This window comes from Klebsiella sp. GW_Kp181 (assembly GCF_040062315.1).
GTDB classification, from domain to species: Bacteria; Pseudomonadota; Gammaproteobacteria; order Enterobacterales; family Enterobacteriaceae; genus Klebsiella; species Klebsiella oxytoca.
The window spans coordinates 185,791-195,465 of the sequence record NZ_JBEAFR010000053.1 but is presented as its reverse complement, the minus strand read 5'-3'; the positions used below and the strand labels follow the sequence as shown (position 1 = coordinate 195,465).

Sequence of the window (9,675 nt, the reverse complement as noted above, 5' to 3'; positions counted from 1 at the left end):
AGTTGTGGGTCCCCGGGCGCAGGCTGCGGGGAATTTGCGCAAGGAGAAGCATGCTCAATTATGTGATTAAACGCCTGCTGGGGCTGATCCCCACGCTGCTGATTGTAGCGGTGCTGGTGTTTCTGTTCGTGCATATGCTGCCCGGGGATCCGGCTCGGCTGATTGCCGGGCCGGAAGCCGATGCCCAGGTGGTGGGAATGGTGCGCCAGCAGCTTGGGCTCGATCGCCCGCTGCACGTGCAGTTCTGGCACTATATCAGCAACATTTTGCAGGGCGACTTCGGCACCTCGATGGCTTCCCGCCGCCCGGTGAGCAGCGAAATCGCCAGCCGTTTTATGCCCACTTTCTGGCTGACGATTGCCAGTATGGGCTGGGCGGTCATCTTCGGGATGGCGGCAGGGATCGTGGCGGCCGTGTGGCGCAATCGCTGGCCGGATCGTATAGGCATGGCGCTGGCGGTCACCGGCATCTCGTTCCCGGCCTTTGCGCTCGGTATGCTTTTGATGCAGATCTTTTCCGTTGAACTGGGCTGGCTGCCGACGGTGGGCGCCGACAGCTGGCGGCACTATATTCTGCCTTCGCTCACCCTGGGCGCGGCGGTGGCGGCGGTGATGGCGCGTTTTACCCGCGCCTCGTTCGTCGATGTTCTGCATGAAGACTATATGCGCACCGCGCGGGCGAAAGGCGTCAGCGAAACGCTGGTGGTGCTCAAGCACGGCCTGCGCAACGCGATGATCCCGGTCGTCACTATGATGGGGCTACAGTTCGGCTTTTTGCTCGGCGGTTCAATCGTGGTGGAAAAGGTCTTTAACTGGCCTGGTCTCGGACGTCTGCTGGTGGACTCGGTGGAGATGCGCGATTACCCGGTGATTCAGGCGGAAGTGCTCCTGTTTTCGCTGGAGTTTATTCTTATTAATTTAGTGGTGGACGTACTGTATGCCGCCATTAATCCGGCTATCAGGTATAAGTAAGGTGCGATTGCTCAACTGGAGAAGACAAGCGGTTATCAACGCGATGCCGGGGGTTAAACCCGGGCAGATACGTACCCCGTGGCACGAGTTCTGGCGGCGGTTTCGCGGCCAGCCGGTGGCGATGGGCGCGGGGATATTTGTGCTGCTGCTGATTGCGGTGGCGATCGTGGCGCCGTGGATCGCGCCGTTCGATGCGGAAAACTATTTTGACTACGATCGGCTCAACGATGGCCCGTCGATGATGCACTGGTTCGGCGTTGATTCGCTGGGGCGCGATATTTTTAGCCGGGTGCTGGTCGGCGCGCAGATTTCGCTGGCCGCCGGGGTACTGGCGGTATTGATCGGCGCGGCTATCGGCACCGTACTTGGGCTACTGGCCGGGTATTACGAAGGCTGGTGGGATCGCATCATTATGCGCATCTGCGATGTGCTGTTTGCTTTCCCTGGCATTCTTCTGGCGATTGCCGTCGTGGCGGTGATGGGCAGCGGAATGTCGAACGTCATCATCGCGGTGGCGATCTTTTCGATCCCGGCATTTGCGCGTCTGGTGCGCGGCAATACGCTGGTGCTTAAGCAGCAGACTTTTATAGAGTCGGCGCGCAGCATTGGCGCCAGCGACGCTAACATTCTGTTTAACCACATTTTGCCCGGAACGGTATCATCGATTGTGGTCTACTTTACGATGCGCATCGGAGTGTCGATTATCTCTGCCGCCAGCCTGTCATTTCTGGGCCTTGGCGCGCAGCCGCCGACGCCGGAGTGGGGGGCAATGCTGAACGAGGCGCGGGCGGATATGGTGATGGCGCCGCACGTGGCGCTGTTCCCGGCAATTGCCATTTTTCTGACGGTGCTGGCGTTTAACCTGCTGGGTGATGGCCTGCGCGATGCGCTGGATCCGAAGATAAAAGGTTAGGCGTTCGAGGATTGTGCAGCCCGGACAGGTGTCCGGGAAAGCACATCGCACGCTAATCCTGTGCGGATTTGTCGCCCGGATAGGGCGCATGAGCGCCGCTATCCGGGACAGGTTCAGCGGGCGGAATTAAACCCGGCTGCCCCACAGATCGTATTCGTCGGCGTGTTCGACTTTCACTCGCACAACGTCGCCCGGTTTGACTTTACTTTCGCCGTTGAGGTACACCGCGCCGTCGATTTCTGGCGCATCGGCCATGCTGCGGCCAATGGCTCCTTCTTCATCGACTTCGTCGATCAGCACCATAATTTCGCGGCCGACTTTCTCCTGCAGACGCTCGGCGGAGATCTGCTGCTGAAGCTGCATAAAGCGGTTCCAGCGCTCTTCTTTAACGTCTTCCGGTACCTGATCCGCCAGTTCGTTGGCGGTCGCGCCTTCTACCGGGCTGTACTTGAAGCAGCCGACTCGGTCGAGGCGGGCTTCCTTCAGGAAGTCCAGCAGCATCTGGAAATCTTCTTCCGTCTCGCCCGGGAAGCCGACGATAAAGGTCGAGCGCAGGGTGAGTTCCGGGCAGACTTCGCGCCACTGCTTGATACGCGCCAGCTGACGGTCGGCGGAGCCCGGACGCTTCATCATCTTGAGAATGCGCGGGCTGGCGTGCTGCAGCGGGATATCGAGGTAGGGCAGAATTTTGCCTTCCGCCATCAGCGGGATCACATCATCAACGTGCGGATAGGGATAGACGTAGTGCAGGCGCACCCAGATGCCAAGCTTAGCCAGTTCTTCGCACAGGCTAACCATGCTGGTTTTAACCGGCATACCGTTGTGGAAGCCGCTGCGATGTTTAACATCGACGCCGTAGGCGGAGGTGTCCTGAGAAATCACCAGCAGCTCTTTTACCCCCGCGTCGGCCAGGCGTTTGGCTTCCGCCAGCACTTCACCAATCGGACGGCTGACGAGATCGCCGCGCATGGACGGGATGATGCAGAAGGTGCAGCGATGGTTGCAGCCTTCAGAAATTTTTAAGTAAGCGTAATGACGCGGCGTCAGCTTCACGCCCTGTTCCGGCACCAGGCTCAGGAACGGGTTATGTTTAGGCTTCGGCGCGTAGTGGTGGACGTGCTCCAGCACCTGTTCATAGCTGTGCGGGCCGGTAATTTCCAGCACCTTCGGATGCACCTCGCGGATCTGATCTTCTTTTGCGCCCAGGCAGCCGGTGACGATCACTTTGCCGTTTTCTTTCAACGCTTCGCCAATCGCTTCCAGCGACTCCTGCACGGCGCTATCGATAAAGCCGCAGGTGTTAACGATAACCATATCAGCGTTATCGTAGGAGGGAACCACATCATACCCTTCGGTACGCAGTTCAGTCAGGATACGTTCTGAGTCCACCAGATTTTTCGGGCAGCCCAGAGAGACAAAGCCGATCTTCGGCTGAGGGGTGACATTGCTCATAGCTTAAAAAGTGTTCAATTATTGGGATGGTCAGGGCAGGGATTCTACAGAGATCGGCGGAAAGTTTATACTCCTTTTCTTGTTAGCCCGCAGACAGCAGCATCTCTTTTTACGGCGTTGATTATCCGTATTGTTGAGAAAAATAACGCCGTTATTCATCTTTTGCCGCCGGAGCCAGCGCAGGTGGTTTAAATCAGGTTTAAGCCAGAGACAGTAAAATAGTCACTGCTATGGATTTTCATTTTTTATCAGGTTTCCGATGTTTAAAAAGTTGGGTGGTTCAGCGTGCGCGCTGGTAATGATTGGCACAGCGCCAGTTTATGCCGACGAGCTGGCGTTATATTCAGTGAATACCGGTTCATTTGTCTATCATATGACCGGCAATCACGGCCAATATAACGAAAAATTCAATAATCAATTTTTTTCCGTTGAGCGAAAGCTGTCGGCAGATTCAAAGTACAGCCTGTTAGTCGGGACCATGAAAAATAGTTTTGACGATCGCTGCCTCTCTCTGGGGGCAAGGAGAGACTGGTATGCGGGGACAAATGGCTGGACGTTTAAGGGCGTCTATGCCTACACCGGGGAGTTCTTCTTTAAAGCTTTTAGCGATTGCGGCGATTCAGGTACCTATCGAACGGCGAAGAAACTGACCGGCGTCGGTTTCTCTCCCTATATTTATCATGGCCTGCAGTACAATTTTACCCCTTATTTCGGCGTAGAAACCGGGATTATTATCCCGGCGATATTTGTGGTGAGCGTGCAGTGGAGTTTTCGTTGATTCGCCCGAAAGCCGCTTCCGGGCGAATTGATGATTAATGGCTTTGCGCAACGCCAGCGCCTGGCGCAGACCCCGGCGCGGTCGGTTCTCTATTATCGCGAAGCGTAAATACCGAAATTAACGTAAATACCCCGGCGACACCGCCCAGGATATAATACGTCTGCGCGAAGCCGATAGTGTCATACAAATACCCCGCCAGCGGCGAGTAAACGGCGGTGGCGATGGAGGCGACAAACAGCACCAGCAGGTAAACCGTCGATGACAGCTTGTTGTCGAAGTTGGCGGCAATGAATTTAAATACCGACACCAGGATCAGCGGTTTTTCCAGCGCATGCATCATTTTGACTGCGCCGATCCACACCGGACCCAGCGGGATCGCGGAGCCTACGATACGGACCGACATGATCAGTCCGGCGATGATCAGCGCCCACTTCGCGCCGGTGCGGTTTACAAACCACGGCATCAGGCATAAAAACAGCGTCTCCCCGCACACCTGAATGGAGGCCAGAATGCCGTACCAGCGATTCCCCTCCTCGGGCGTCGGGAACTGCAGGGAAAAGTACTGGGCAAACTGCTGATCGTAGGTATCGTAGATTTGCGTGACGAAAAGGGTAAAGACCAGCAGCATCCAGAACTGCCCGTTCTTCGCCAGCTCCAGGGCATGGGAAACTTTCAGCGCGCTGGTTTTCTGCATCTCCGCTTCGCTCAGTTCGATTTTGGTCAGCATAAAACAGATCGCGGCAATCACAATGGCGATGCTGGCCAGCCAGAAAGCAAGGTTCGGATTGCTGTCGATATACTTACCGACGATCCACGCCGCGGCGGCCCAGCCTAACGATCCCCACATCCTTACGCGGCCATATTCGAACTGGTAGCGCCGCGAAATTTTATCGATATACGAATCGATCACCCCGCAGCCGGAGTTAAAAATAATCCCCAGGTATACCCCGCCGAGCAGCGCGCCCAGCCAGAAGCTGTGCACCAGCAGCGGAGCATATAAATAAATAAAGAACGGACCCACCGGTAGCAGCATGGCGACGAGAAACCAGATGAGTCGTTTTTTCAGGCCGAATTTATCGGAAATAAAGCCAAAGAAGGGCTGCATCAGCAGGGCAATAAAGGCGTTAACCGAGTAGAGCAGGCCGGTTTTCGTGGCGCTAATCCCGAGATGCTGGGTCGTCCAGATAACAAAGAATGCCATGGTCGAGGACCAGGCGAAGAGGTAGAGGAAGTCGAAAAGACTCAACAAGATATAGTTTCTTCTGCCGGGATTAATCATTTCTGTTCCTTCAAGCGATAGCGTCAAAGGTTACAAGCAAGATAGAGCAACCTGCTGCGACCTGTTTTGTTATACGTATTACATATTTGTGAGGTGATATGACACCCGGCGACATTTTCAGGCAATGTGAATGGCGCTAATTTGTGATCATTGCAGCAAAAAAATAATTTTTCATCACATGAAAAAGAATTGATCTTGATTGAGAGCGTATAACATTTTTGCTTGAGGGGCGCAGGTTGAGCAGGCGAGGATTATAATCTTAGTTGTAACATTGTAAATAATGTTAATGACCTGAGAATTATTGATCTCACACAGCGTTTTGTACAAAAAATAACCATATTATAATTATGGTGAAGGACGATAGAGGAGGAACTGAGATGAGCGTTGACAGACTGTATCGTAACCTGATGAATAAGCTGATTAATGCCTCCATTGATCTTGATGCTTATTTACAGTTGCGTAAAGCAAAAGGCTATATGTCAGTCAGCGAAAACGACCATCTACGTGATAACTTGTTTGAACTGTGCCATGAAATGCGTGAATACGCGCCGCGCCTGCAGCACGCCGTTGCGCCGGAGGAAAAGGAAGCCCTGCGCCTTGCGGGCGAAGCCGTCGCTTCCGCGGCGGTATGCCTGCTAAGCGGACATCATGATTGCCCGTCCTACATTGCGGTCAACGTAGATAAACTGGAAAGCTGCCTGGCGGTATTGCGGCTAAACATTCATAAATTGAATGATTTTGCCCCCATTACCCACGCCTGAGACAGGGGGAGCCTGCTCCCCCTGATTAATGTTATGTAAAAATCCCTTCCCGCTTCCCCACGCTGGCTACCCTTATCAGCATTGCTGACAAAAGGAGTATGCCATGCGCCAGACCGTCACCCTGATAGCGCTTACCGCGCTGCTGTTACCCACTGCCGTCCTTGCCGCCCGGGAGCGCGTGGAGGTGTTGCAGAACCAGCTCGAACACCCGTGGGCGCTGGCCTTCCTGCCGGACGATCGCGGTATTTTGATTACCCTGCGCGGCGGCGAACTCAAGCTCTGGCAGCGCGACAAAGGCCTCTCGTCGGCGATCCCGGGCGTACCGCAGGTCTGGGCTAACGGGCAGGGCGGTTTGCTGGACGTGGCGCTGGCACCGGACTTTGCCCAGTCGCGCCGGGTCTGGCTGAGCTATGCCGAGGGCGGGGATGAGGATAAAGCCGGGACCGCGGTGGGCTATGGCCGATTGAGCGAGGATCTCCAGCGTCTGGAAAACTTCCAGGTGGTGTTCCGCCAGCAGCCGAAGCTCTCTACCGGCAATCATTTTGGCGGACGGCTGGCGTTCGACGGTCGCGGTCATCTGTTTATCGGTCTCGGAGAGAATAACCAGCGTTCAACCGCTCAGGATCTCGATAAGCTGCAGGGAAAAGTGGTGCGGCTAACGGCTGATGGCGAGGTCCCGGCCGATAATCCTTTTGTCGGCCAGTCTGGCGTCAGGCCTGAAATCTGGTCTTACGGAATTCGTAACCCTCAGGGATTGGCGATAAACCCGTGGAGCGAGACGCTGTGGTTACATGAGCACGGGCCGCGCGGCGGGGATGAGATCAACATCGTGCAAAAAGGTAAAAACTACGGCTGGCCGCTGGCGACGCACGGCATTAACTACAGCGGCCTGCCGATCCCGGAAGCCAAAGGCAAAAAGGCGGAAGGCACCGAAGCGCCGCTATTTGTCTGGGAGAAGTCGCCGGCGGTGAGCGGTATGGCGTTTTACAACGCGCAGGTTTTTCCGCAGTGGCAACACAGGCTGTTTATCGGCGCGCTGAAGGATGAATCGCTCATTGTGCTCAAGGTTGATGGCAATAAAGTCACGGAGCAGGAGCGCATTCTGACCGATCGCGGTAGACGCATTCGCGACGTACGCGTTGGACCCGATGGTTATTTGTATGTGTTAACCGACGAATCCAACGGTGAGCTGCTGAAGGTGAGTCCGGCGGGTTAAAATCAGGTGACCGGGATCATCACCACGTTGCGCCAGGCCTGACGTTCGCCGATCTGCTGGTACCAGCGCTGCAGATGCGGGCGCGGCTGCCAGGTTTTTACCGTTTCCAGCAGGTTGTAGACGAACGGCGCGACGGCGATATCGCCGAGGCCGAAGGCATCGCCCGACAGCCACTGATGGCGCGACAGCTCGTCGTCCAGAATAGCGAACAGCGTCTCGCAGGCGGCAATACCGGCTTCAATGGCGGCAGGATCGCGTTTTTCAACCGGCGTCCTGACCAGGCCCATTAAAACGGGTCGATGGGCAGGCGAGAGCGAACCGTTGGCCCAGTCCATCCATTTTTCTCCCTGGGCGCGCTCGGCTGGCGACTCCACCCACAGGCGATTCTGACCATACTGCGCGGCCAGATAGCGGATAATGGTGTTTGATTCCCAGAGCACGACATCGGTCGTTGCATCTTTCAATAGCGGTACCAGACCGTTGGGGTTCATGGCCAGATAGGCCGGATCGTGATTCAGACCGAACTCCAGGCCTGCCAGAATTTGCTGATACGGGAGGTCGAGTTCTTCCAGCACCCAGCGCACTTTCTTCACATTGGTTGAGTTATTTCTGCCCCACAGCGTAATCATATCCGCTCCTGCTTTTTATTTCGCCGCCATTGCGGCGTAGTGAGCATTCATGTTGGAATAAAGTTAATATTCCGGCAAGTGATTTTATTCTACTGAAATTAAACGTTTTTTATGCCTACTACCTTGCGTTTGGGGCATCCTTGGGACACTACGCCAGAAAAACTGCTGTTCAGCATTTCTACCTGATTACGATCCATTTCTCCGATCCACTTCGAGTAAATCTCATAAACCATCTTCGCGTTCTCGTGACCCATCTGTCCGGCGATAAACGACGGGTTAGCACCGGCAGTTAAAAGCCAGCATGCGAACGTGTGGCGCGACTGGTAAGGGCGTCTGTTCCTTATTCCAGCCTTCTTTAATCCCGCCTCCCAACTATACCCCAGAGACTGAGAGCCGTAATACTTCGTTTCCCCGCGCCAGTTTTTGGGCGGGATAAACACGAATCGCAATTTTTGTTGTTCAGTTAAGCCATGTTCTCGGTGATGAAAAGTGATTTCGGTTTTGCTTAATGCGCCAGTTATCTTGAATTGCTCACGTAAGGCGTTCAGCGCAGGCTCAAGCAGGGTTACAGTTCTGTTCCCCGCTTCGGTTTTGGGTGGCACAAACAGCCCCTCATTAGTTTGATTACGCCTGACGTGAAGCTCACCCTTATCAAGATCTACATCCTCCCAGGCTAAAGCTGTTAGCTCGCCATGCCGAAGACCCGTAAAGATAGCTGTAGTCCAGAGCAAAGCATACCGAGGGGATAACGCTTTTATAAAACCTTCGTACTCGCTCTGGAGAAGCGGATCCGGGTCTCTCCTGGAGCGCTTAAGCATCTTTATACCTTCGTGAGGGGTATGCTCGATAAAGCCGCTCAGATTCGCCAGCTTGAGCAATGCAGTCAGATTGTTCATCAGGCCGTTGACCGTGGATACAGCTCGACCTTTTCTTTTAAGCCAGGGCGCGTGATCGCTAAATGTGTTACCAGTTAACAGTGCGTTCCTGTAATTCAACAGATCGGTATGCTGAATATCCGCAATATGCGTATTACTTCCGACGATAGCGCAAAGTGTTGCTATCCGTGATTCCGCACCTCTGAATGATGCAGCTGAAATCTCAAGCTTTTTGGCATCAAGATAAACTTTGCATAATTCACCGAATGTTTTAATTTTTTGCGTCGTGGTGAATTTTTGAAGCGCCTTTGATTCAGGAAAGTGCTCTGCATAGTCAAATTTACCTTGCTGAATCTCACTCATAATTAAAGCACGGAGATTGCCAGCTTTTTTTATATTGCTATTTGATACAGTCCAGCCCCGCAAAACTTCGCGGCAACGTATGCCGCGATATAGAAAGCTAATTCTTATTCCTTTCCCATGCAGCTCTACGCCAGCAGGCATATTCATTATGTTTCCCCGACAAGCCTATTAATCCTGGTGTAGTTGTAGAGAAGCGTTACTCTTCCTTCTGAAGCTTTTGGATCTGGTGGGTGCTTCTTATAATGAATGCCCTCGATCCATCTCCCCTCCCGGTAAGATTTAATTTGCCGGGGAGTCATATACATCTTCGCTACAATTCCCTTTTCCATCACCCATTCATCTTCTTGAGTAATATCGGCCATAAATAACCTCATGGCCGGGAAACTATAATCAGTTCCCCGGTTTAATGTTGATTATTGGAAATCAGTTCAGTTGTGT

Annotated in this window: 10 protein-coding genes; 5 read left to right on the top strand and 5 right to left on the bottom strand. The window is 53.9% G+C overall.

The window, feature by feature from the left end:
• Positions 1–50: 50 nt before the first annotated feature.
• Together gsiC and gsiD are read left to right on the top strand one after the other, a co-directional pair.
• Positions 51–971: a glutathione ABC transporter permease GsiC gene (gsiC, locus tag ABLV11_RS12080; protein WP_004100533.1), complete on the top strand. Its 921-nt coding sequence runs from the start codon at positions 51–53 to the stop codon at positions 969–971.
• 1 nt (position 972) lies between these two features.
• The gene (gene gsiD, locus ABLV11_RS12075; protein WP_017146287.1) at positions 973–1,884 is read left to right on the top strand and encodes a glutathione ABC transporter permease GsiD; all 912 of its coding nucleotides are present in this window, start codon (positions 973–975) and stop codon (positions 1,882–1,884) included.
• A 126-nt stretch (positions 1,885–2,010) separates the two neighbouring features.
• On the opposite strand, the gene rimO is transcribed toward gsiD, so the two are convergent.
• The gene (rimO, locus tag ABLV11_RS12070) at positions 2,011–3,336 is read right to left on the bottom strand and encodes a 30S ribosomal protein S12 methylthiotransferase RimO (RefSeq protein WP_004100537.1); all 1,326 of its coding nucleotides are present in this window, start codon (positions 3,334–3,336) and stop codon (positions 2,011–2,013) included.
• A gap of 298 nt (positions 3,337–3,634) precedes the next feature.
• On the opposite strand from rimO, the gene ABLV11_RS12065 reads away from it, so the two are divergent.
• The gene (locus ABLV11_RS12065; protein ID WP_026055890.1) at positions 3,635–4,114 is read left to right on the top strand and encodes a hypothetical protein; all 480 of its coding nucleotides are present in this window, start codon (positions 3,635–3,637) and stop codon (positions 4,112–4,114) included.
• A gap of 34 nt (positions 4,115–4,148) precedes the next feature.
• Here the strand turns inward: ABLV11_RS12065 and ABLV11_RS12060 are convergent, their stop codons facing one another.
• The gene (locus ABLV11_RS12060) at positions 4,149–5,390 is read right to left on the bottom strand and encodes an oligosaccharide MFS transporter (RefSeq protein ID WP_162098348.1); all 1,242 of its coding nucleotides are present in this window, start codon (positions 5,388–5,390) and stop codon (positions 4,149–4,151) included.
• Between the two features lie 380 nt (positions 5,391–5,770).
• Here ABLV11_RS12060 and bssR point away from each other — a divergent pair, with 380 nt between their 5' ends.
• Complete coding sequence (gene bssR, locus ABLV11_RS12055; RefSeq protein ID WP_049591113.1) at positions 5,771–6,154, top strand: biofilm formation regulator BssR; 384 nt, start codon at positions 5,771–5,773, stop codon at positions 6,152–6,154.
• A gap of 103 nt (positions 6,155–6,257) precedes the next feature.
• Complete coding sequence (locus ABLV11_RS12050; protein WP_224330036.1) at positions 6,258–7,370, top strand: PQQ-dependent sugar dehydrogenase; 1,113 nt, start codon at positions 6,258–6,260, stop codon at positions 7,368–7,370.
• Between the two features lie 2 nt (positions 7,371–7,372).
• Here the strand turns inward: ABLV11_RS12050 and ABLV11_RS12045 are convergent, their stop codons facing one another.
• The 3 genes from ABLV11_RS12045 to xisR all read right to left on the bottom strand — a co-directional run bounded on the left by ABLV11_RS12045 (position 7,373) and on the right by xisR (position 9,599).
• The gene (locus tag ABLV11_RS12045) at positions 7,373–7,999 is read right to left on the bottom strand and encodes a glutathione S-transferase family protein (protein ID WP_004100548.1); all 627 of its coding nucleotides are present in this window, start codon (positions 7,997–7,999) and stop codon (positions 7,373–7,375) included.
• Positions 8,000–8,097: 98 nt separating this feature from the next.
• The gene (locus tag ABLV11_RS12040; RefSeq protein ID WP_201435308.1) at positions 8,098–9,384 is read right to left on the bottom strand and encodes a site-specific integrase; all 1,287 of its coding nucleotides are present in this window, start codon (positions 9,382–9,384) and stop codon (positions 8,098–8,100) included.
• Positions 9,384–9,599, bottom strand: a complete 216-nt coding sequence (xisR, locus tag ABLV11_RS12035; protein WP_004111685.1) for an excisionase family protein — start codon at positions 9,597–9,599, stop codon at positions 9,384–9,386. The genes ABLV11_RS12040 and xisR overlap by 1 nt, the downstream gene beginning before the upstream one ends.
• Positions 9,600–9,675: the final 76 nt, after the last annotated feature.

Bases quoted from the DNA above. Each gene is read 5' to 3' on its own strand.
- ABLV11_RS12050 (WP_224330036.1), top strand. From the start codon at position 6,258: ATGCGCCAGACCGTCACCCTGATAGCGCTTACCGCGCTGCTGTTACCC.
- ABLV11_RS12040 (WP_201435308.1), bottom strand. From the start codon at position 9,384: ATGAATATGCCTGCTGGCGTAGAGCTGCATGGGAAAGGAATAAGAATT.
- bssR (WP_049591113.1), top strand. From the start codon at position 5,771: ATGAGCGTTGACAGACTGTATCGTAACCTGATGAATAAGCTGATTAAT.
- xisR (WP_004111685.1), bottom strand. From the start codon at position 9,599: ATGGCCGATATTACTCAAGAAGATGAATGGGTGATGGAAAAGGGAATT.
- ABLV11_RS12045 (WP_004100548.1), bottom strand. From the start codon at position 7,999: ATGATTACGCTGTGGGGCAGAAATAACTCAACCAATGTGAAGAAAGTG.
- gsiC (WP_004100533.1), top strand. From the start codon at position 51: ATGCTCAATTATGTGATTAAACGCCTGCTGGGGCTGATCCCCACGCTG.
- ABLV11_RS12065 (WP_026055890.1), top strand. From the start codon at position 3,635: ATGATTGGCACAGCGCCAGTTTATGCCGACGAGCTGGCGTTATATTCA.
- rimO (WP_004100537.1), bottom strand. From the start codon at position 3,336: ATGAGCAATGTCACCCCTCAGCCGAAGATCGGCTTTGTCTCTCTGGGC.